22 protein-coding genes are annotated in these 20,550 nt (G+C 70.6%); 6 read left to right on the top strand and 16 right to left on the bottom strand.

Annotation, left to right across the window (positions count from 1 at the left end; genetic code table 11):
- The 4 genes from BA062_RS29220 to kdpF are packed head-to-tail and all read right to left on the bottom strand — an operon-like array spanning position 1 to position 4,459.
- Positions 1–612 (bottom strand): potassium-transporting ATPase subunit C, encoded by a 612-nt coding sequence (locus BA062_RS29220; RefSeq protein ID WP_110342641.1) that lies wholly within the window; start codon positions 610–612, stop codon positions 1–3.
- A gap of 5 nt (positions 613–617) precedes the next feature.
- On the bottom strand, positions 618–2,696 hold the full coding sequence (gene kdpB / locus BA062_RS29215; RefSeq protein WP_425452965.1) for a potassium-transporting ATPase subunit KdpB: 2,079 nt from the start codon (positions 2,694–2,696) through the stop codon (positions 618–620).
- The gene (gene kdpA, locus BA062_RS29210; RefSeq protein ID WP_110342259.1) at positions 2,693–4,357 is read right to left on the bottom strand and encodes a potassium-transporting ATPase subunit KdpA; all 1,665 of its coding nucleotides are present in this window, start codon (positions 4,355–4,357) and stop codon (positions 2,693–2,695) included. The genes kdpB and kdpA overlap by 4 nt, the downstream gene beginning before the upstream one ends.
- Positions 4,358–4,459 (bottom strand): K(+)-transporting ATPase subunit F, encoded by a 102-nt coding sequence (kdpF, locus tag BA062_RS29205; protein ID WP_110342257.1) that lies wholly within the window; start codon positions 4,457–4,459, stop codon positions 4,358–4,360.
- 414 nt (positions 4,460–4,873) lie between these two features.
- Here kdpF and BA062_RS29200 point away from each other — a divergent pair, with 414 nt between their 5' ends.
- Positions 4,874–6,145, top strand: coding sequence for an ROK family protein (locus BA062_RS29200; RefSeq protein ID WP_110342255.1), 1,272 nt, complete (start codon positions 4,874–4,876; stop codon positions 6,143–6,145).
- Positions 6,146–6,248: 103 nt separating this feature from the next.
- Entirely contained in the window at positions 6,249–6,767 is a 519-nt protein-coding gene (locus BA062_RS29195) for a YflT domain-containing protein (protein WP_110342253.1), read from the top strand.
- 133 nt (positions 6,768–6,900) lie between these two features.
- Here the strand turns inward: BA062_RS29195 and BA062_RS29190 are convergent, their stop codons facing one another.
- The 11 genes from BA062_RS29190 to rsmD all read right to left on the bottom strand — a co-directional run bounded on the left by BA062_RS29190 (position 6,901) and on the right by rsmD (position 14,483).
- A complete protein-coding gene (locus tag BA062_RS29190; RefSeq protein ID WP_110342639.1) occupies positions 6,901–7,794 on the bottom strand; it encodes an alpha/beta fold hydrolase in 894 nt (297 codons plus the stop codon).
- Positions 7,795–7,942: 148 nt separating this feature from the next.
- On the bottom strand, positions 7,943–9,076 hold the full coding sequence (locus BA062_RS29185; protein WP_110342251.1) for an HAAS signaling domain-containing protein: 1,134 nt from the start codon (positions 9,074–9,076) through the stop codon (positions 7,943–7,945).
- Positions 9,073–9,396: a PadR family transcriptional regulator gene (locus tag BA062_RS29180; protein ID WP_110342249.1), complete on the bottom strand. Its 324-nt coding sequence runs from the start codon at positions 9,394–9,396 to the stop codon at positions 9,073–9,075. Before BA062_RS29180 ends, BA062_RS29185 begins: the two co-directional genes overlap by 4 nt.
- Before the next feature lie 87 nt (positions 9,397–9,483).
- Positions 9,484–10,350, bottom strand: coding sequence for a bifunctional DNA-formamidopyrimidine glycosylase/DNA-(apurinic or apyrimidinic site) lyase (gene mutM / locus BA062_RS29175; RefSeq protein ID WP_110342247.1), 867 nt, complete (start codon positions 10,348–10,350; stop codon positions 9,484–9,486).
- An 86-nt stretch (positions 10,351–10,436) separates the two neighbouring features.
- Positions 10,437–11,174 carry a ribonuclease III gene (gene rnc / locus BA062_RS29170; protein WP_110342245.1) on the bottom strand — a complete coding sequence of 246 codons (738 nt, stop codon included), beginning with the start codon at positions 11,172–11,174 and terminating at the stop codon, positions 10,437–10,439.
- A gap of 11 nt (positions 11,175–11,185) precedes the next feature.
- Entirely contained in the window at positions 11,186–11,368 is a 183-nt protein-coding gene (gene rpmF / locus BA062_RS29165) for a 50S ribosomal protein L32 (protein WP_110342243.1), read from the bottom strand.
- A 78-nt stretch (positions 11,369–11,446) separates the two neighbouring features.
- Positions 11,447–12,049 (bottom strand): YceD family protein, encoded by a 603-nt coding sequence (locus BA062_RS29160; RefSeq protein ID WP_110342241.1) that lies wholly within the window; start codon positions 12,047–12,049, stop codon positions 11,447–11,449.
- Between the two features lie 68 nt (positions 12,050–12,117).
- Entirely contained in the window at positions 12,118–12,843 is a 726-nt protein-coding gene (locus BA062_RS29155) for a flotillin family protein (protein WP_110342239.1), read from the bottom strand.
- A gap of 111 nt (positions 12,844–12,954) precedes the next feature.
- Positions 12,955–13,359: a guanyl-specific ribonuclease gene (locus tag BA062_RS29150; protein WP_110342237.1), complete on the bottom strand. Its 405-nt coding sequence runs from the start codon at positions 13,357–13,359 to the stop codon at positions 12,955–12,957.
- Between the two features lie 49 nt (positions 13,360–13,408).
- Positions 13,409–13,891 (bottom strand): pantetheine-phosphate adenylyltransferase, encoded by a 483-nt coding sequence (coaD, locus tag BA062_RS29145; protein ID WP_110342235.1) that lies wholly within the window; start codon positions 13,889–13,891, stop codon positions 13,409–13,411.
- Between the two features lie 28 nt (positions 13,892–13,919).
- On the bottom strand, positions 13,920–14,483 hold the full coding sequence (rsmD, locus tag BA062_RS29140; RefSeq protein WP_110342233.1) for a 16S rRNA (guanine(966)-N(2))-methyltransferase RsmD: 564 nt from the start codon (positions 14,481–14,483) through the stop codon (positions 13,920–13,922).
- Positions 14,484–14,604: 121 nt separating this feature from the next.
- On the opposite strand from rsmD, the gene BA062_RS29135 reads away from it, so the two are divergent.
- The 3 genes from BA062_RS29135 to BA062_RS29125 all read left to right on the top strand — a co-directional run bounded on the left by BA062_RS29135 (position 14,605) and on the right by BA062_RS29125 (position 18,549).
- Positions 14,605–16,728: a HelD family protein gene (locus tag BA062_RS29135; RefSeq protein ID WP_110342231.1), complete on the top strand. Its 2,124-nt coding sequence runs from the start codon at positions 14,605–14,607 to the stop codon at positions 16,726–16,728.
- A 37-nt stretch (positions 16,729–16,765) separates the two neighbouring features.
- Complete coding sequence (locus tag BA062_RS29130; RefSeq protein ID WP_210407030.1) at positions 16,766–17,761, top strand: LLM class flavin-dependent oxidoreductase; 996 nt, start codon at positions 16,766–16,768, stop codon at positions 17,759–17,761.
- 74 nt (positions 17,762–17,835) lie between these two features.
- Entirely contained in the window at positions 17,836–18,549 is a 714-nt protein-coding gene (locus tag BA062_RS29125; protein WP_110342229.1) for a SagB family peptide dehydrogenase, read from the top strand.
- Here the strand turns inward: BA062_RS29125 and BA062_RS29120 are convergent.
- Positions 18,542–19,546: an RCC1 domain-containing protein gene (locus tag BA062_RS29120; RefSeq protein WP_245960060.1), complete on the bottom strand. Its 1,005-nt coding sequence runs from the start codon at positions 19,544–19,546 to the stop codon at positions 18,542–18,544. The genes BA062_RS29125 and BA062_RS29120 overlap by 8 nt on opposite strands.
- Before the next feature lie 326 nt (positions 19,547–19,872).
- On the opposite strand from BA062_RS29120, the gene BA062_RS29115 reads away from it, so the two are divergent.
- Positions 19,873–20,472 (top strand): DUF6801 domain-containing protein, encoded by a 600-nt coding sequence (locus tag BA062_RS29115; protein ID WP_110342225.1) that lies wholly within the window; start codon positions 19,873–19,875, stop codon positions 20,470–20,472.
- Positions 20,473–20,550 lie beyond the last annotated feature (78 nt).

Below are 20,550 nucleotides of genomic sequence, written 5' to 3'. Positions count from 1 at the left end.
TCACGGAACCAGTGTGCTCCGCACCGCGAGGTTCAGTTCAAGCACGTTCACCGACGGCACGCCGATGCCGTGCGTGCTGGTGTGCTCGGCGACGAGATCGCGCACGCGCTGCCCGGAAAGCCCGGTGTTGCGGGCCACCCTGGCGGTCTGCAGCTCGGCGTAGGCCTCGCTGATGCCGGGGTCGACACCGGAGGCTGAGGCCGTGACCGCGTCGGCGGGCACGGCGCTCGGCGGGACGTTCTCCCGCTCGGCGACGAGCTGCCTGCGCTGCCGCACCAGCTCCACCTGCCTGTCGTCGAACGCGGACTTGTTCGAACCGCCCGATGCCGACGGGTCACCGGGGTCCAGCGGGCCCTCCGCGCTCGCCGAGGGCCGAGTGTGGAACCACGGGTCCCGCGTAGGCGGGCCGTCGAAGACCGGGTCGATGCCGATCAGCGACGAGCCCACCGCCGTGCCGTTCCGCTCGATGAGCGAGCCCTCGGCCCGGTGCTCCAGCCCGGGGAGCCGGGAGACCGCCCAGACTCCGAGCGGGTAGACCACGCCGAGCAGCACGGTGAAGACCAGCAGCACCCGCAGCGCCGCGCGGGACTGGTGGAACAGGGACTTGAGCATCAGGGTCACCCGATTCCCGGAATGAGACGGACGAGCTGGTCGATGAGCCAGATCCCGGCGAACGGCGTGCAGATGCCGCCGAGGCCGTAGATCAGCAGGTTGCGCCGCAGCAGCCCGGACGCGGTCGACGGGGTGTAGCGGACACCGCGCAGCGCCAAGGGAATCAGCGCCACGATCACGAGCGCGTTGAAGATCACCGCGGAGAGGATCGCCGACTCCGGGGTGGCCAGGCGCATGATGTTGAGCGCACCGAGCTGCGGGTAGATCGCCAGGAACATCGCGGGCAGGATCGCGAAGTACTTGGCGAGGTCGTTGGCGATGCTGAACGTGGTCAGCGCGCCACGGGTGATCAGCAGCTGCTTGCCGATCTCGACGATCTCGATGAGCTTGGTGGGGTCGGAGTCGAGGTCGACCATGTTGCCGGCCTCCTTGGCGGCCGACGTGCCCGTGTTCATGGCGACGCCGACGTCGGAGGCGGCGAGCGCGGGCGCGTCGTTGGTGCCGTCGCCGGTCATCGCGACGAGCCTGCCGCCCTCCTGCTCCTTCCGGATCAGCGCCAGCTTGTCCTCGGGCTTGGCCTCGGCGAGGTAGTCGTCGACACCGGCGTCGGCCGCGATGGCCCTGGCGGTCAGCGGGTTGTCGCCGGTGATCATCACCGTGCGGATACCCATGTCGCGCAGGCGCCGGAAGCGTTCCCGCATGCCTGGCTTGACCACATCGGACAGCCGGATCACGCCGTGCACCACCGGTGTGCCGCCGCGCAGCTCGGCGACCACGAGCGGCGTGCCGCCCTGCTCACCGATCTCCTTGCTCACACGGGTGACCTCCTCGGGCAGTGTCCCGCCGTGCCCGGCGACCCACGCGCGCACGGCGTCGGTGGCGCCCTTACGGACCTGCCTGCCGCCGGCGTCGAGCCCGCTCATGCGCGTCTGCGCGGTGAACGGGACGAACTCACCGCCCTGCTCACCCGTCAGCTCGGGGTGGTCGCGTTCGATCAGCTCGATGATGCTGCGGCCCTCCGGGGTGGCGTCGGCGAGGCTCGCCAGCCGCGCGGCCTCGGCGAGCCGATCCGGTGTGGACGAACTCGCCGGGATCAGTACGGTCGCCCTGCGGTTGCCGAAGGTGATGGTGCCGGTCTTGTCGAGCAGCAGTGTCGACACGTCTCCGGCGGCCTCCACAGCGCGGCCCGACGTGGCGAGCACGTTGCGCTGCACCAACCGGTCCATGCCCGCGATGCCGATCGCGGAGAGCAGCGCACCGATCGTGGTCGGGATGAGGCACACCAGCAGCGCCGTCAGCACCACCACCGACTGCGTGCTGCCGGAGTAGCCCGCCATCGGCTGGAGCGCGACCACGGCGAGCAGGAAGATGATCGTGAGCGTCGAGAGCAGGATCGTCAGCGCGATCTCGTTCGGCGTCTTCTGCCGGGACGCGCCCTCGACGAGCGCGATCATCCGGTCCACGAAGGACTCCCCCGGCCTGCTGGTGATCCGCACGACGATGCGGTCGGAGAGCACCGTGGTGCCGCCGGTGACGGCGCTGCGGTCGCCGCCGGACTCGCGCACCACGGGTGCGGACTCGCCGGTGATCGCCGACTCGTCCACGGTGGCGATGCCCTCGATCACGTCACCGTCGCCGGGGATCGTCTGCCCCGCCTCCACCACCACGCGGTCGCCCACACGCAGCCGTGCACCGGGTACCTCCTCCTCGCCGCCGTCGTCGAGCAGGCGCCTGGCGACGGTTTCCTTCTTGGTGCGCCGCAACGACTCCGCCTGCGCCTTGCCCCTGCCCTCGGCCACGGCCTCGGCGAGGTTGGCGAACAGGACGGTGAACCACAGCCACGCGGCGATGAGGATCGTGAACACGCTCGGCTCCGCGACCGCGAACACGGTCACGAGCACCGATCCGGCCCACACCACGAACATCACGGGGTTGCGCAGCTGGTGGCGGGGGCCGAGTTTGCGCAGCGCGTCCGGCAGCGACCTGAGCAGCTGCCGAGGGCTGAACACGCCCGCGCTCACCCGCGCCACGTTCCCGGCGTGGGTCTCCGCGCGCGCCGGGCGTTCCCGGGTGGTCATGATCATGCGAGTGCCTCCGCGATCGGTCCGAGCGCGAGCGCCGGGATGAAGGTGAGTGCGGCCACGAGGACGACGGTGCCCGCGAGCAGCGAGCCGAACAGCGGGCTCGTGGTGGGCAGGGTTCCGGACGTCTCGGGGACCTTCCGTTGTGCGGCAAGGGAACCCGCGAGGCAGAGCACCGCGATGATGGGAACGAACCGGCCGAGCAGCATCGCGACGCCCAGCGACGACTGGAACCAGTCGCTGGTGACCGTGAGCCCGGCGAACGCGCTGCCGTTGTTGTTGCCCGCCGAGGCGTAGGCGTAGAGCACCTCGGACAGGCCGTGCGGGCCGGTGTTGTTGAGCGCCGCGTCGAGCTCGCCGGGCATCAGCAGAGCCGCGCCGGTGCCGAGCAGCACCACCGTCGGCATGGCCAGCATCGAGACGGCAGCGCAGGTCACCTCCCGGCGGCCGAGCTTCTTGCCCAGGTACTCCGGGGTCCGGCCGACCATCAGCCCGGCGAGGAACATCGCGATGATCGCGAGCACGAGGATCCCGTAGAGCCCCGCGCCGACGCCACCCGGCGTCACCTCGCCGAGGAGCATGTTCAGCAGCGGGACACCGCCGCCGAGCCCGCTGTAACTGTCGTGCATGGAGTTCACGGCGCCCGTCGACGTTCCCGTGGTGCTCGTGGCGAACAGCACCGACTGTCCGATGCCGAAACGCTGCTCCTTGCCCTCCATGCTCGCGCCCGCGAGGAGCGCGGCGGGCCCGTTCGGATGGGTCTCGGCCCACCACGCGACGGCGAGCATGGCGCCCCACAGCACGCCCATCACCGACAGCAGCGTGTAACCTTGCTTCCGGTTGGTGACCATCGTGCCGAACGCGCGTGTCATGGACACCGGGATCACGAGCAGCAGGAAGATCTCCAGCAGGTTCGTCCACGAGTTCGGGTTCTCGAACGGGTGCGCCGAGTTGGCGTTGAAGATGCCGCCGCCGTTGGTGCCGAGCTCCTTGATGGCCTCCTGGCTCGCCGCGGGCGCGAGCGCGATCGTGCTCCGTGAACCGTCCGGGTTGGACACCGTGACGCCGGAGCGCAGGCTCTGCACCACACCCAACGCGACGAGCACGACGGCGACCACGGCCGAGATCGGCAGCAGCACGCGGACGGTGCCCCTTGTGAGGTCGACCCAGAAGTTGCCGAGCCGGTCGGTACCGCGCCGCACGAACCCGCGGACCAGCACCACGGCGACGGCCATGCCGACGGCGGCGGACAGGAAGTTCTGCACCGTCAGCCCGGCCAGCTGCACGAAGTGGCCCATCGCCACCTCGCCGGAGTAGGACTGCCAGTTGGTGTTGGTGACGAAACTGATGGCGGTGTTGAACGCCATGCCGGGCTCGATGGCGCTGCGGCCGAAGTTCCACGGCAGCACCGGCTGCAGGCGCTGCAACAAGTACAGCACCACGATCGAGACGAACGAGAACGCGAGCACCGACGCCGCGTAGGTGCTCCAGCGCTGCTCGGACGCGGGGTTCACGCGGAACAGCCGGTAGAGCGCGCGCTCGGCCCTCCAGTGCCGCTCACTGGTGTAGACGCGCGCGAGGTAGTCGCCGAACGGCCGGTACACGAGCGCGAGCGCGGCGAGCAGGATGCCGACCTGAACGAGGCCGGCCCAGAAGTCGGACATCTAGAACTTCTCCGGCCTGATCAGTGCGACGAACAGGTAACCGATCAGCCCCAGCGCCAGCAGCCCGCCGACCACGTTGGCGACCGTGCCCGCGGCGCTCACAGCTTCTCCAGCCCGCGTACGGCGAGCGCGAGGACGACGAATCCGCCGATCAGCAGAAGGGCGAACAGGAAATCGGCCACGAATGCACCTCTCCTCGCGGGTCACCCCTTCTGGGTGGACCCGTCCGGTGATCAGCGTGCGATCGGAACCTCGCGAACCGGACCGCGCCTGACGGCTCCTTGACGCGGCAAGGTGATCTGTTGACGCGGCCTTGACGGGCGGTGAGTCCGGCCACACCGGCACTGCTCGCGTGACCCAACCGCCCCCAAGGCCACCTTTGTTGCGTTGAGCGCAACCAAGGTGGCCTTGGCGGACGACCCTTAGGCTTTCGATCTTCCCTCTAATGCATGTTACAAACAGAAGTTTTGCACTTTTCGATATATGATGAGGGGCACCACACATAAGGGGGTCCCCGTGGAGGAGCCGAGCACCGAGCTGCTGGAGAGCTACGCGCGACTCCTCGACCTGGTCCGGAGCGGCCAGGCGGACACCAGACCGGCGCTGAGCGAGCGCACCGGTCTCGGCCGTACCGCCATCACGCAGCGCACCACGACGCTGCTCGACGCCGGACTGCTCGAGGAGGGCGACCTCAACCCCTCCACCGGCGGCAGACAGGCGAGAACGCTGCGCTTCCGCCGCGACGCCGGGCGCATCCTCACCGCCGAGCTGGGCGCCACGAGCTTCACCGCGGGCGTGACCGACCTGATGGGCACCGTGCTCACGATGTGTCACCGCGACTGCGACATCGCCCAGGGCCCCGAACCCGTGCTCACCGAGGTGGAGGACACCCTCGACGGCCTGCTCGCCGACCTCGGCGTCGAGCCCGGCGAGGTGTGGGGCGTCGGCCTCGGCCTGCCCGGTCCCGTCGAGTTCGCGACGGCACGGCCGTCGGAGCCGCCGATCATGCCCGGCTGGAACAACTACCCCGTTCGCGACCGCCTCTCCAAGCGCTACGACGCGCCGGTGTGGGTGGACAACGAGGTGAACCTGCTGTGCCTTGGCGAGCTGCGCACACCGGGCCTGCCGACCTCGGGCGACCTGCTCTACATCAAGATCGGCACGGGCATCGGCGCCGGCATCAGCAACGCCGGGCGCCTGCACCGGGGCGCGCAGGGCTGCGCGGGCGACATCGGCCACGCCGCCGTCTCCGACGACAGCACCGTGGTGTGCCGCTGCGGGAAGACGGGCTGCCTCGAGGCGCTCGCGGGCGGCGCCGCACTGGCCAGGGACGGCGAGACGCTGGCGCGTTCCGGCACCAGTGCCGCACTCGCCGCCGCGCTCGACGAGCACGGCACCGTCACCGGTGAGGACGTCACCGCCGCGGCCAGAGCGGGCGACCACCACGCGGTGCAGCTGCTCGTGCAGGCGGGCAGGCGCATCGGCGCGATGCTCGCCACGATGGTGAACTTCTACAACCCCTCGATCATCCTGCTCGGCGGCAAGGTGGCGGGCGCGGGCGATCTGTTCCTCGCCACGATCAGGGAGACGATCTACCGGCGTTCCCTGCCACTGTCCACACGGGAGCTGCGCATCGAGCGGGCCCGCCTCGGCGAGGAGGGCGGGCTCGTCGGCGCCGCCTACATGGTGCTGGACGAGCTGTTCTCCGTGCGCTACTTCGGCCAGTGGCTGTCCTCCGGCTCACCGAACGGGATGCCCGGACTGCACATCGCCGGTGAACGTGGCTGAGAGCACCCTGTGAATCTTGCGCGGCGGGCACTGATCGAGAGCGTCGTGACGTTGGAACCGGTGTAAGGACAACAGCCGGTATCGCCCACGAGGTGAGCACACGATGACCACAGCGTTCTCGCAGCCCGCGTTCGGCACTGCGCAGCGGGCGCCGCAGCTGCCGACCCTGCCGACCGGCTGGCCGATCGGCTCCTACGGCACGTACGAGGAGGCGCAGCGTGCCGTCGACCACCTCGCCGACCAGAACTTCCCCGTGCAGGACGTCACGATCGTCGGCGTCGAGCCGATGCTCGTCGAGCGCGTCGCCGCGCGGCTGACCTGGGGCAAGGTGCTCGGCAGCGGCGCGATGTCCGGCGCCTGGTTCGGCCTGTTCGTCGGCCTGCTGCTGAGCATGTTCACGCCGGGAGCCGGGCTGCTGCCGATCGTGATCGGCCTCGTCGCCGGTGTCGCGTTCGGCCTGGCCTTCGCCGCGATGGGGTACGCCGCGACCAAGGGCCGCCGCGACTTCGTCTCCCACAGCCAGCTCGTGGCCAACCGCTACGACGTCCTCTGCCAGCCGCGCAACGCCGAGAGCGGACGGGAACTGCTGGCCAAGCTGGCGATGTCCTCGACCACCTGGTGACCACCTGACCGCCTAACCGCAGTGAAGGCCACCATGCCTGCGCCCACCCGTCTCCCCCCACCACCCAAACGGAGGCGCTCCGCGCCGCTGTGCTGATTCCACGCAGTGAAGGTGACCTTCACTGCGGTCGGGGTCAGGTGCCGCTGGGAACGCTCACGGCCGGGTCCGGGGTCAGGCCCCGGGCCCGGCCGTTGCGCAGCAGGGCCCGCCAGCGGCGCGGGTCGTGTGTCGCGGGCGGGGTCTCGGTGAGGAACTCCCGCAGCACCTCCAGAAACCGCTGCGGTGACGTGTGATGCGGAAAGTGGCCTGCCTCCGGGAACACCTCGAGCCTGCTGCCCGGCATCGCCGCCCGCGCCAGCGCCGCGTGCGGGGTGGGGACCACGTTGTCGTGCCCACCCCACACGAGCATCGTGGGCATCCCCTCAGTGAGGTAGCAGCGGTCGAGCATGTTCACCACCTGGCCTCGCCAGTCGACCACCGACCGCAACGTCCGCAGGAACGCCTGCCGGTTCGGGCTTTCGGTGAGCCTGGTGTAGCGGCTGAGCACGTAGCCGAGGTCGTCGCCGAGCCCGAGCCCGCCGGTCACGCCGGCCAGCGCGCGCACGCCCCGCAGCACGGCCTGCACCGGGGCCGTCCCCGCGAGTGGGATCACCACGCCCGCTCCGGGCGCCGCCGCCAGCCGCAGCAGCGGGTGCACCTGCCTGGCGACCCCGCCGGAGGAGACGAGCACGAGCCGCTCGCACAGTTCCGGGAACTGGTAGGCGAACTGCATCGCCACGCCACCGCCGAGCGAGTGGCCGACCACGCTGACGCGCTCGACGTCCAGCGTCGCCAGCAGGTCCCGCATGCCACAGGCGTAGGCGGCCACCGAGTAGTCGGCTCTCGGCTTGTCCGAACCACCGTGACCGAGCAGGTCCGGCGCGATCACGGTGAACTCCCCCGCCAGCGACGCGAGCACCTCCAGCCACGTCGCCGAGTCGTCTCCGATGCCGTGGATGAACAGCACCGCGGGGCCGCGCCCGGCCATCCGGTAAGCGCGGCGGTACCCGTGCAGCACCCGGTACCTCGGCTCCAGCGTGTCCGCGTCGATCCCGGCGAGGCCGGTCCTGCCCTCGTGTGTCCGCACGGTCCCAATGCAGCACGGGCACGTTACGGACGGCGTTTCCGCGGTGTTGCTACTTCGGAATCGCCGCCGTGAACGGGACCTCGTCGCTCTCGGTGCACGAGGGCCGGTAGGCGTTGTAGCCGTTGTAGTTGCCCTCGTCGTCGTAGCCGCCCTGCTCGATGTGCGGACGGGGGAACCGGTTGTCCCTGCCCTGCGTGATCCTCGACTGCGTCGACTCCTCACACCCGTAGCGCGGCACGGTCAGCGGGCGGCCGTCCTCGGTGTAGAGGTAGACGTCGCGCAGCGGCTTGCCGTCGGCGTCGAAGACGTAGAGGTTCTCCAGTTCCTCGTCGCCGTAGTACAGCCCGGGCTCGCCGTCGTAGGCCGTGTTGGACGTGTACTGGTACGGGGACTCGCTCGTCGAGTCCTCCAGCGAGTCGGCGAGATAGCCCACCATCCCCGACCCCACGGCGAACACGAACACGGACACCGGCACGCTCGCCCACAGGAGCCTGCGGTCCGTGCGGGACCTCGGCCCCGCCCACAGCGCGAGCGCGGCGATGCCGACGAACAGCGGCAGCACGAGGATGGCGGTACTGCTCCTGATCACCAGCAGCAGCGCCGAAAGGCCCATCAGCACCGCGCACAGCACCCACCAGGCCGGCGCCATGGTCCGCAGGTGGACCGCCAGCGAGCCCGCCCGCCGGGACGCCCCCGACCGCACGCGCCTGACCTCCGGCAGCTCGGCGACCGGGCCGGTGCCCCGCGACCACACGTACCAGCCGGCCGCGGCCAGTGCGGGCACGATGAGGACGAGCATGCCGAGCAGTTCGGCGTCGAATTCGCGGCCGACCGCGAAGCCCACGAGCGCGAGCGCGCCGACGCCCAGCACCAGCACCCACAACGCCAGCCGGGCGCCCGCCCTGCGCGACCCCGTGGGCTTCTCGGCGCCCTCGGTCCCCTCGGCGGGCGGCGGCGGGTAGTCGCCCGCGGCCCGCACCTCGGCCGCGTAGCTCTCCGGGGAGCCGAGCTGCTCGGTCATCGCCTCGATCGTGGCCCGGTCTCCCAGTCCCTCCGCGATCTCCAGCAGATGCGGCCGGACGTCCTCCACGATCTCGTCGACCTCGGCGGCAGGCAGATCGGCCAGTGCCGTCCGCACCCGAGCCAGGTAGGCGCGAACGGCGGGCGGGTTCGGTGTGCTCATCGTGCGTCTCCCAACAGGCTGTTCATCGTGGTCGCGAAGGTCTGCCACGTCTTCGCCGACTCGGCGAGGCGTGCGCGGCCCTGCTCGTTCACGCTGTAGTACTTGCGGTGCGGCCCTTCCTCGCTGGCGACGACGTACGAGGCGAGCAGTCCCGCCTTGTACAGCCGCCGCAGCGTGCCGTACACCGAGGCGTCGCCCACCTCGTCGAGGCCCGCCTGTCTCAGCCTGCGCAGGACGTCGTAGCCGTAGCCGTCCTCCTCGCTCAGCACCGCGAGCACAGCGAGATCGAGTACGCCCTTGAGTAGTTGGCTGATCTCCACCGCGTCCTCCAGTTATGCGCTAGCGACACTACCACGCAATGCGCAGTAGTGCGCACAGCGACCCGCCATCCGGCCGTATCGGGTGGATCAGCGCGTGCGCGTCCTCGGTTTCGGCTGGCAGCGCGGGCACGAGAACGACGAGCGGTTCATGAACGGATCGCGCCGGATCGGGGTGCCACAGCGACGGCACGGCTCGCCCACCCTGCCGTAGGCGTCGAGCGAACGGTCGAAGTAGCCGGACTGGCCGTTGACGTTGACGTAGAGCGCGTCGAACGACGTTCCGCCGGCCACGAGCGCCTCGGCCATCACCTCGGCGGCCGCGGAGAGCACGGCCTGCGCCTGCTTCGCGGTGAGCCGCTCCGTGGGACGCGCCCAGTGCAGCCGGGAGCGCCACAGGGCCTCGTCGGCGTAGATGTTGCCGACGCCCGACACGAGCGTCTGGTCGAGCAGCGCCCGTTTGACCTCGGTGCGCTTGGCCCGCAGCAGCCGCACGGCGAGCGCGGCGTCGAAGAGCGGGTCCATCGGGTCGCGGGCGATGTGGGCGATGGTGTTCGGCACCGCCGTGCCGTCCACCTCGACGAGCTCGGCGAGCGCGAGGCCGCCGAACGTGCGCTGATCGACGAACCGCAGTTCGGGGCCGCCGTCGGCGAAGCGGAACCGGGCACGCAGATGCTTCTCGGCTGGAGTGTCCTCGGGCTGGACGAGCAACTGGCCGCTCATGCCCAGGTGGGCGAGCATGGCCTCGCCGTCGGCGAGATCGAGCCACAGGTACTTGCCGCGGCGGCGGGCCGCCTCGATCTTGACGCCGCACAGGCGGCCGGTGAAATCCTCGACGCCGGGAACGTGACGGCGGATGGCGCGGGGATGGAGCACCTCGGCGGAGGCGATGACCCGCCCCGCGACGTGCCGTTCGAGACCTGCGCGGACGGTCTCCACCTCGGGAAGCTCTGGCACCGGGCCAGTTTAGTCGGGTCGCTCAGCAGCCTTATGCAGTGAAGGCCACCTTCACTGCAGTCGGGTGCAGGACGAGACGCTGCGGCTCAGCCGTCCTGGGCGGGCTTGAGCTCCTCGGAGAGCGCGCGCCAGGCGGACTCGGCGGCCTTCTGCTCGGCTTCCTTCTTGGTCGTGCCGTCGCCCTGGCCGAGATTGCGGCCACCGACGAACACGGTCGCGTTGAACTCCTTGCGATGGTCGGGACCGGTGTCCTCGACCTTGTACTCGGGCACGCCGAGACCGGCCGACGCCGTCAGCTCCTGGAGGCTGGTCTTCCAGTCCAGTCCGGCACCGCGCAGCGGCGCCTCGGCGAGCAGGTCGTCGAAGAGCCGGTGCACCAGCTCTCGCGCCGCGCCGATGCCGTGCGCGAGGTAGGTCGCGCCGATGACGGCCTCGAGCCCGTCGGCGAGAATGCTCGCCTTGTCCCGGCCGCCGGTCAGCTCCTCACCCTTGCCGAGCAGCAGGTGCGCGCCGAGACCCCCCTCACCGAGCCCGCGGGCCACGCCTGCCAGCGCGTGCATGTTCACCACACTGGCCCGCAGCTTCGCGAGCTGGCCCTCCGGCAGCTCCGGGTGCTGCCGGTACAGATGATCGGTCACCACCAGGCCCAGCACCGCATCCCCGAGGAACTCCAGACGCTCGTTGGGCGGCAGCCCGCCGTTCTCGTACGCGTACGAGCGGTGGGTGAGCGCAAGCGTCAGCAGCTCGGTGTCGAACTCGACACCGAGCGCCTCGAGTAGTGGTGTGGGATCCGCTGCCGGGCCGGTAGGCGACTTACCCCCCATAGCCGACAGCCTCAGGCGGGCTCGACGACCTGACGACCGCTGTACTGGCCGCACGCCGGGCAGGCGACGTGCTGGGGCTTGAGCTGCCTGCACGCGCGGTTGGGGCAGGCCACCAGCTCAACCGGCGCGGCCTTCCACTGGGCACGGCGCGAGCGGGTGTTGGAACGCGACATCTTCCGCTTCGGGACGGCCACGACTGGTTCTCCTCATCAAGGTCTGCTCGCGGGTGCGAGCGTGCTTGCCGAATTGGTCGAGCTGCTGCTCGCCGGGCTTTACCGGTCCGAGCCGTTCGCCGGGTTGTCGCCTTGGTTGTCCCCAAAGCGCTCGACCAGCGCGGCCCACCGAGGGTCTATCGTCTCATGCCCGTGTCCGGGCTCGAGATCGGCCCACTTCACGCCGCATTCGGGGCACAGTCCGGCGCAGTCCTCGCTGCACAACGGCACCAGCGGGAGCGCGAGGACGATCGCGTCGCGGACCAGCGGCTCGAGGTCGATCTTGTCGTCGACGACCCGGCTGACCTCGTCCTCCTCGGTGGTCTCGTCGGTGGTCGAGTCCGGGTAGGCGTACAGCTCGGTGAGGTCGACCTCGACCTCGTCGGCGATCGGGTCGAGGCAGCGCGAGCACTGGCCGGTGGTCGGGGCCGACGCCGTGCCCGTCACGAGCACGCCCTCCACCACTGACTCCAGCAGCAGATCGAGCGCGACCGTGGCGCCCTTGGGCACGAGGATCACGTCGGGCACGCCGAGCGGCGTGTCGACGGGAACGTCGCGCCGCAGCGTACGGCTGGAGCCGGGGCGGCGGCCCAGCTCATGGGTGTCGAACAGCCACGGGTTGCGCGCGTCGGGGCGCGCGGGGCTGGTGCTTTCGTCAGGCATCGGATTCTTCGAAGTCGAGTGACAGGGCGGCGCGGCGAGCGCCTGGTCCAGGGTACGCCCTGTCGCCGCTAGTGAGCCTGGTAGTCGTAGACGGCTCCGCGGCCGCCGCCGAGGTGCGGGGTGCCGCGCAGATGGTTGCGGCCGGAGTCGACCGTGCGCAGCGTCGAGGACAGCAGCTCGGAGAACTCGGCGAGCTTGCCGTCGACGTAGGCGTCGCACTCGGCCCGCTGCCGGTCGGCCTCGGCGTGCGCCTCGTCCACGATGCGCGCGGCCTCGCCGTGGGCGGCCTGGACGACCTCGGTCTGCGCGACGAGCCGGGCCTGCTCGTGCCTGCCCTCCTCGACGGCGCGGTCGTAGGCGTCGCGGCCGGCCTGCACCATCCGCTCGGACTCGGCACGGGAGCGCTCGGTGAGGTCGCGGTACTCGGCCTGGCCCGCGGCGACGGTGCGGTCGGCCTCGTCGCGCGCGTCGGCGAGCAGCTGCTCGGCCCGCGCGCGGGCCTCGGCGACGAGCCGTTCGGCCTCGGCGGTGGCCTCGGAGACGGTGCGCTCGGCCTCCTCGTTGGCCGTGCGCACGGCGGTCTCGGCCTCCTCGCGGGCGCGCTGGACGATCTCGTCGCGCTTGTCGAGCACGTCCTGGGCGTCGTCGACCTCGCGCGGCAGGGCGTCCCTGATGTCGTCGAGCAGTTCGAGCGCGTCACCGCGCGGGACCACGCAGCTGGAGGTCATCGGGACGCCCCGCGCCTCTTCCACGATCGTGACGAGCTCGTCGAGAGCCTCGAACACCCGGTACACGGCAACTCCCTCGCACCATCGACCCCACGTGTGCAGGGCTCCAGTCTGCCCGGTCGCTAGGGAGATTGCCGTGACCATGCGTGCGCGGGCGTGTCAAGGCCCGCTCCGCGATCAGAGCTGGATCAGGACGAAGCTCTCGTAGTGGTCGGGGGTGTAGAAGTACTCGCCGCCGTCGCCGGTGACGATGCGCCTGGCGCCGCGGTCGTCACTGCCGGGGGTCTCGACGGTGTATTCGGCGTAGTAGCCGGTCTCGCAGTCCGGCAGCAGGCCCTCGCGGTTCTCGAAGGTCGTGCCGTCCTGCGGATAGGGATAGGGCCCTCCGGCCTCGATCAGCTCGTAGGTGTCGGTGGCCTCAGGCGGCAGGTCCCCCAGCGGCACCTGCTCGAATCCGGAGGTGTCGCCGCACTCGGCTTGTGCGGCGGCCAGTGGTTGGGCCGTGACCGTGCTCGCGCCTCCGAGAAGGGCGACGATCAGGGCCAGCAGAACTGTGGTGACGCGTGATCGGTAGTTGGTCATTTTCGGACCGTAACCGGATCACGTGATCAACAGGTGCCCTTTCCGTGAACTATTCACGTTCCCGCAGCTTGGCGAGGAGCCGCTCGTGCACGACCTCGGGCACCATCTGCGAGACGTCTCCCCCGTACGTCGCGACCTCCTTGACCAGCGAGCTGGACAGGAAGCTGAAGGCGGGGTTGTTGGACATCAGCAGCGTCTCGACGCCGGAGAGCTCCCGGTTCATCTGCGCCATCTGCAGCTCGTAGTCGAAGTCGCTCACCGAGCGCAGACCCTTGGCGATCGCCGCGATGTCGTGCTGGCGGCAGTAGTCGACGAGCAGCCCGTGCCACGCGTCCACGCGCACGTTGGGGAGTTTCTCGGTGGCCTCGCGCAACATCTCGAGGCGTTCCTCGATCGAGAACAGGCCCTGCTTCTTCTTGTTGATCAGCACGGCCACGACGACCTCGTCGAAGAGCTGCGCTGATCTCTCGATGATGTCGAGATGTCCGTTGGTCGCTGGGTCATAGGAACCGGGACATACCGCTCGCCGCATGGGGCGGACGCTACCAACCGGCGGCGCCTCACGCGCGAGATGTGACGCACTCCGCCCAGAACAGCGCGGTGTCGCCGTACCGCTTCGTGCGCAGCGGCTCCAGTCCCTCCGGCCAGCGGGGCTCACCGTCGCGCAACGCGCGCTCGACGATCACCAGTCCGCCCCCGGCGACCCAGCCCCTTGCCACCACGTCGCCGAGCACCGAGGCGAGACGCTCGCCGTCGAGGTCGTACGGCGGGTCGGCCACCACGACGTCGAACGGCTCCGCGCACGGCTCGGCGACCACGGTCTCCACCTTCCCGTGCCGCACGGAACCGCCGAGACCGAGCAGGGCGATGTTGCCGCGCAGCACGTCGGCGGCACGCCGGTCGGCCTCCACGAACAGCACCTGCTCGGCGCCCCGCGAGAGTGCCTCCAGACCGAGCGCTCCGGAACCGGCGTAGAGGTCGAGCACACGGGCGCCGTCGAGCTCACCCGCGACGTCGAGCGCGTTGAACAGGGCCTCGCGCACCCGCTCCGATGTCGGGCGCGTGCCGCGCGGCGGGACCCGCAGCTTCCTGCCGCCCGCACGCCCGGCCACGATCCTGGTCACAGGGCCATCTTCTCAGCCGGTCCTTCCGACTGTGACTCGTGCCGGGACGTGGTGAACGCCCGCCGGGGAACGCGTATTGTCGTTCTTCCCCTTCCCGGCGATTTTGCTGCAGGAGCGCTGAGTGTCGGAACCTCGGGTCAGACGGGCCGAGATCGCCATCGAACAGTCCCACGTGGACCGGGTGTACGCGCGGCTCGCGGAGCTGCGCACCCAGGCCGAGGCCATGCGCGCGAAGGGGTACGAGATCGGCCACGGAGCCCAGCGGGAGGCCGTGTTCGAGCAGGCGTCGATGCTGTTCGAGCGCGACATGATGGTGTACCACGCCAACCAGACGCTGCAGACGCTCGACGCCGAGTACGAGGGCCTCGTGTTCGGCAGGCTCGACCAGCTCGGGCCCGAGACCGTCTACGTCGGCAGGCTCGGCATCCGCGACGCGGAGTTCGAGAACCTGGTCACCGACTGGCGCGCGCCGGCCGCCGCCGCGTTCTACCAGGCGACGGCCGAGGAACCGATGGATGTGGTGCGCCGCAGGGTGATCCGCTGTTCCGGGCAGGCAGTGCTCGATGTGGACGATGACGTGCTCACCCCCGACGCCGTGCCCGACGACATGAACGTCGTCGGCGAGGGCGCGCTGATGGCCGCGCTCGGCCGCGCCCGCGGCGAGAAGATGCGCGACATCGTCGCCACGATCCAGAAGGAGCAGGACGAGGTCATCCGCGCGCCGTGGCGCGGGGTGACCGAGATCACCGGCGGTCCCGGCACGGGGAAGACGGCCGTGGCGCTGCACCGCGCCGCATACCTGCTCTACCGCTACCGCCGCCAGCTCGGCGGCGCCGGTGTGCTGGTGGTCGGGCCGTCCGGCGTGTTCACGAACTACATCTCGCGCGTGCTGCCGTCGATGGGCGAGACGAACGTCGAGCTGCGGGCGCTCGGCCAGGTGCTCGACGGCATCGAGGCGACCCACCACGACCCGGCGCCGCTCGCGGCGGTCAAGGGCTCGCTGCGGATGCGCAAGGTGCTGCTCAAGGCCATGCGGGACACTCCGCCGGACGCACCGACCGAGATGCGGATCGTCTACCAGGGCGAGGTGCTCAAGCTCGGCGCCAAGGAGCTGGAGCGCGTGCGTCGCAAGGTGCACGGCCACGGCGGCCCGCCCAACCGCGCCCGCGTGCGCGCGGCGGAGACACTGCTGGAGGCGCTGGCCGACAAGGCCGAGGAGTACGCGAAGGCCGACGACCGCACGATCGACCGGCAGGAGCTGATCACGGCGCTCGGCGAGCGGATCGACTTCCACCGCTTCCTGGTGGTGTGGTGGCCCGTGCTCTACCCGGCCGAGGTGCTGCGCTGGCTCGGCGACGAGCGCAGGCTCACCCGCGCCGCCAAGCGGGTGCTCAGCCGCGAGGAGATCTCGCTGCTCGCCGCGTCGATGGCCGACCGGTCGCAGGGCTGGTCGATGGCCGACATCGCGCTGCTCGACGAGCTGCGGGTGCTCATGGGCCCGCCGCCGAAGCGCCGCAGGCGGCAGCGGCTGGAGCTGGACGCCGAGCAGCAGCGCGACTCGCGCGAGCAGACCACCCGCAGCAGGCCGGAGCACTACGACGAGTACTCCCACATCGTGGTGGACGAGTCGCAGGACCTCTCCCCGATGCAGTGGCGGATGGTCGGCAGGCGCGGCAAGTACGCGAGCTGGACCGTGGTCGGCGACCCGGTGCAGAGCTCGTGGCCCGACCCGCCGGAGGCGGCGCAGGCGCGCGATCAGGCGTTCGGCGCGCGGACCGCGCGCAGGCGCTACACGCTGCGCACGAACTACCGGAACTCGGCGGAGATCTTCGACCTCGCCGCACGCGTGGTCGCGGGCCACGCCGAGGAGGGCGAGCTGCCGCACGCGGTGCGCAGGACGGGTCTGGTGCCGCAGCTCAAGGCGATCGAGCCCGAGGGAGCCGAGACGGCCGTGCAGACGGCGGCCAAGGAGTTGCTGGGCGCCGTGGACGGCACGGTCGGCGTGATCTGCGCCATGAACCGGGTCGACGAGGTCGGCGGCTGGCTGGAGGGGCAGGCCGAGGAGCGGCTCAAGGTCGTCGGCAGTCTCGACGCCAAGGGCCTCGAGTACGACGCCGTGGTGCTGCTGGAACCCACCGAGCTGATCACCGAGTCGCTCACCGGGCGGCGGGTGCTGTACGTGGCGCTGACGCGGGCCACGCAGCAGCTGACCGTGCTGGCCTCCGACGAGGACTGGCTCGCGTAGGGAATTCCACCGCCGCGGCGCGGCGTTGACCTTCAACGTGACCTCCCTGCGTGACATCCCGTTCTCCGTGCTGGACCTCTCCCCCGTCGTGAGCGGAGGCGACGCGGCCACCGCGTTCCGCAACACGCTCGACCTCGCCCGGCACACCGAGCAGCTCGGCTACCACCGCTACTGGCTGGCCGAGCACCACAACATGCCGGGCATCGCGAGCTCGGCGACGGCCGTGCTGATCGGCCACGTCGCGGACGCGACCGAGCGGATCAGGGTCGGCTCCGGCGGCGTGATGCTGCCCAACCACGCCCCGCTCGTGGTCGCCGAGCAGTTCGGCACCCTGGAGGCGCTGCACCCCGGCCGCATCGACCTCGGCATCGGCAGGGCGCCCGGTACCGACCAGCGCACGGCCTACGCGCTGCGCGGGGCGGCCGGGCTGTCGGCGGAGGACTTCCCGCAGCGGCTCGCCGAGCTGATCGCCTACTTCGAGAGGGACGACGAGCGCCCGGTCAACGCCGTCGCGGCCGAGGGCAACCAGCCGCCGGTATGGCTGCTCGGTTCCAGCGGGTTCAGCGCGCAGCTGGCCGGGATGCTGGGGCTGCCGTTCTCGTTCGCCCACCACTTCAGCTCCGAGAACACGCTGCCTGCCGTGAAGCTCTACCGCGACTCGTTCCGGCCCTCGGCCGTGCTCGAGAAGCCGTACGTGATGCTCGGCGCCGCCGTGACCTGCGCGGAGACCGACGAGCAGGCGCGCTGGATCGCCGGCCCGAACGGGCTGACGTTCCTCAGCCTGCGCAAGGGGCGGCCGATCCCCCTGCCGACGCCGCAGGAGGCCGCCGACTATCCGTACACGGATCTGGACCGCGCGTTCATCGAGGACCGGATGGCGAGCAGCATCGTCGGCTCGCCGGAGACCGTCCGAAAGGGACTGGAGTCGCTGCTCGCCGACACCGAGGCCGACGAGATCATGGTCACGACGATGGTCCACGACCACGCCGACCGCCGCCGCTCCTACGAACTGGTCGCCGAGCTCGTGAACTAGAAACCGGTGCTCACTCCGACGGGTTACCATGCGATGGTCCATACAGGTGACAGGAGCCGGGTCCGGAGGTGTCGATGGGCGGCCGCGAGACCACCGAGCGCGCCTTGGCGGTGCACCGGCTGCTGAACTCGCAGAGCCCGGACCCCCCGCGGCCGCTGCCGCACGGGCGCCGGTTTCCGCTCCCTGACGTCCACCCACCGCAGGCCGACCTGGTGGCGACGCTGGCCCGGCGCCGCTCGTCGTACGCCTACGCCGACCGGGACCTCGAGCTGACGGCGCTGAGCGCGTGGCTGCGCTTCTCCGTGGGCGTGCAGCGGTTCGTGCCCGCGTTCGGCGTCGCCGACTATCCACTGGGCATGGCGCCGAGCGCGGGCGGGCTGGACATCCTGCGCGCCTACCTGGTCGTCCGGAGGGCCGAGCAGCTCGACCCGGGCGTCTACCGCTACGAGGCCGTTTCGCACGAGCTGGTGGAGCTGAGCGACGCCGACCCGGTACCCGCGCTCGAACACGTGTACCTGCAACCCGAGTTCATCCCGAGGGCGGCGGTGTCGCTGGCGCTGACCGCGCGGCTGGACGTGGCGTTCGACAAGTACCCGCTGCGGCACTACCGGACCCTGCACGTCGACACGGGCATCGCGGTGCAGAACCTCTACCTCGTCGGCACCGCGCTCGGGCTCGCGTGCTGCGCGGTCGCGGGGTTCGACGACGCGGCGCTGGGCACGCTGCTCGGCGTCACCGAGACCGAGATCCCCACGATGCTGTTCGCGGCGGGGCACGCGGCTACCTGATCGCCACCGTGTAGCGGTCGCCCGCGACGACGTCCTGCACGCCGGAGCCCCACGTCGCGGCGGGGTAGGACAGCACGGTCTCGCGGTTGTAGCCCCAGCCGATCACCCGGCCCGTGGAGGTCAGTGCCACGTTGTGCTGCCAGCCCGCCGAGACGGCGACGATGCCGGACGCGGTCGTGGCCGGCGGGGTCGCGCGGCCGAACTTGTTGCTGCCCCAGGCGACCACGCTGCCGTCGGCCTTCAGAGCGAGCGCCGTGCTCCACCCCGCGGAGATCGCCACGACGCCGGACCGGGCCTCGGGCGGCACGTCGGTCTGCCCGACGGTGTTGATGCCCCACGCCACCACGCCGCCGTCCTTCAGCGCGAGGTTGAAGTCGCCTCCCGCGGCGATCGCGGTGACCCCCGAGGACGCCTCGGGCGGCACGTCGTCGCGCAGGCCCCAGCTCACCACGCCGCCGTCGGACTTGAGCGCGAGGCTGTGGAACGCCAGCGAGGACACGTCCACCACGCCTGAGCGGGCCGCCTCCGGGACGTCGGTCTGGCCGAACCAGTCGTTGCCCCACGCGACGACACCGCCGCCGACCACGGCGAGGCTGTGTCCCCAGCCCGCCGCGATCGCGGTGGCCCCCTGCGCCTGCTCCGGCACCACCTTCTCGCCGTAGAGGTCCCGCACGTAGTACCGCGTGCCGACGGCGTGGACGCTGCCGTCTTCCTTGCGCGCCAGGAAATGCACGCCGCCGACCGCGACCTCGGCGACACCGGAGGACAGCGCGGGCGGGATCGGGTTGGTCACGCTCGTCACCCACACCTGCACCGCCCCCGAGGGGGCGGTGCCGACACCGCCCTGTGCCGTCGAGGGCTGCGCGGCGCGAACGGGTGCCGGGCCGCCGGGAGCCGCCGCGGCCGACGTGGTGACGGCCAGCAGGCCCGCGAGCACCAGCCTCGCGAGCGCCTGCGCGACCCTGCGCCTGCGCGCCCCGGCGATCACTCCCCTCACGAACCCTCCGCATCGCCCGCGCCACAATCTTCGAACGCGTGCGACCATAACCGCGGAAGTCGCCCCAACACTAGCCGGAATACATTCGCGGCCGCGTTCTCATAATTTCGTGACAAGGTTTGGTACGGCGTTCTTTTTCCGGTGACAAGTTCTGGCTCTACGCCTTGTTCACCCTGCAACATGCACTTAATCTACTCGCTGGTAGCCGCAGCGGATCGGCGTCCACAGCAATCCAGAAATGCACTTCACCGTAGGAGAGAACTGCCACTAAGGAGATTTCAGCAATGGGGCGAAGAATCAGGGACCTCGTGGCCAGTGTAGCCACAATGGGATTAGTAGCCGCCATCTCCGGCTTCGTCGGAGCGGGCTCGGCACAGGCGGCCGCGGACGTGACGTACGGGAGCCAGACCCTGCGCTACGAATGTTCGTACCCCGTGATCGGGTTCGACTACCTGGATGTCGAGATCGAGTTCAAGGCCCCCGACGCGGTCCCCGCCAACAGCCAGTTCGTCCCCTACGACATCGTCGCGACCGCGACGGTGCCGCAAAACGTCGTCGAGCTGCTCTACTACGTCGCCGGGATCGACGGCGTCCGCGGCACGGCCGACGGCACGGTCAGCCTCACCAACGGCAGCCCGGGCACGGTCACGATCGGGGACCTCGCCGTCGCGGAACAGTTCGTCGTCGACCCGCTCAACGACTTCCCGGTGATCGCCGAGCAGGGCGGCAGCACGGTGGTCCCGACCATCACCGCGGGCTCGCCCGGCGTACTCACCGCCAACATGGGCGACTACTTCGCGGCGTCACTGGACTTCCACTACTACAACGCGACCCCGGAGTGGCAGGGTCCGGAGACGTTCGAGTGCTTCCTCGACACCACAAGCCCGCAGAACACCGCCTTCTCGCCGAACATGACCGTCTCCTGACGGCCATCGGCTCCGGCACGGACCGGTCCGGTCACCGCATGGTGACCGGGCCGGTCCTGCCCGCGTTCTGCCCACCCA

This window comes from Prauserella flavalba (assembly GCF_003202235.1).
In the GTDB taxonomy this organism is placed as follows: domain Bacteria; phylum Actinomycetota; class Actinomycetes; order Mycobacteriales; family Pseudonocardiaceae; genus Prauserella_A; species Prauserella_A flavalba.
The sequence above is the reverse complement of the archived record's forward strand: the minus strand, read 5'-3'. Positions and strand labels throughout refer to the sequence as shown.

What these genes read in the sequence shown, in the direction of transcription:
- coaD (WP_110342235.1), bottom strand. Translation starts at nt 13,891, where the DNA reads ATGCGGCGAGCGGTATGTCCCGGTTCCTATGACCCAGCGACCAACGGA.
- BA062_RS29150 (WP_110342237.1), bottom strand. Translation starts at nt 13,359, where the DNA reads ATGACCAACTACCGATCACGCGTCACCACAGTTCTGCTGGCCCTGATC.
- BA062_RS29220 (WP_110342641.1), bottom strand. Translation starts at nt 612, where the DNA reads ATGCTCAAGTCCCTGTTCCACCAGTCCCGCGCGGCGCTGCGGGTGCTG.
- BA062_RS29115 (WP_110342225.1), top strand. Translation starts at nt 19,873, where the DNA reads ATGGGATTAGTAGCCGCCATCTCCGGCTTCGTCGGAGCGGGCTCGGCA.
- BA062_RS29185 (WP_110342251.1), bottom strand. Translation starts at nt 9,076, where the DNA reads ATGAGCACACCGAACCCGCCCGCCGTTCGCGCCTACCTGGCTCGGGTG.
- BA062_RS29125 (WP_110342229.1), top strand. Translation starts at nt 17,836, where the DNA reads ATGGGCGGCCGCGAGACCACCGAGCGCGCCTTGGCGGTGCACCGGCTG.
- BA062_RS29190 (WP_110342639.1), bottom strand. Translation starts at nt 7,794, where the DNA reads ATGGCCGGGCGCGGCCCCGCGGTGCTGTTCATCCACGGCATCGGAGAC.
- kdpA (WP_110342259.1), bottom strand. Translation starts at nt 4,357, where the DNA reads ATGTCCGACTTCTGGGCCGGCCTCGTTCAGGTCGGCATCCTGCTCGCC.
- BA062_RS29195 (WP_110342253.1), top strand. Translation starts at nt 6,249, where the DNA reads ATGACCACAGCGTTCTCGCAGCCCGCGTTCGGCACTGCGCAGCGGGCG.
- BA062_RS29160 (WP_110342241.1), bottom strand. Translation starts at nt 12,049, where the DNA reads ATGCCTGACGAAAGCACCAGCCCCGCGCGCCCCGACGCGCGCAACCCG.
- kdpB (WP_425452965.1), bottom strand. Translation starts at nt 2,696, where the DNA reads ATGATCATGACCACCCGGGAACGCCCGGCGCGCGCGGAGACCCACGCC.
- rnc (WP_110342245.1), bottom strand. Translation starts at nt 11,174, where the DNA reads ATGGGGGGTAAGTCGCCTACCGGCCCGGCAGCGGATCCCACACCACTA.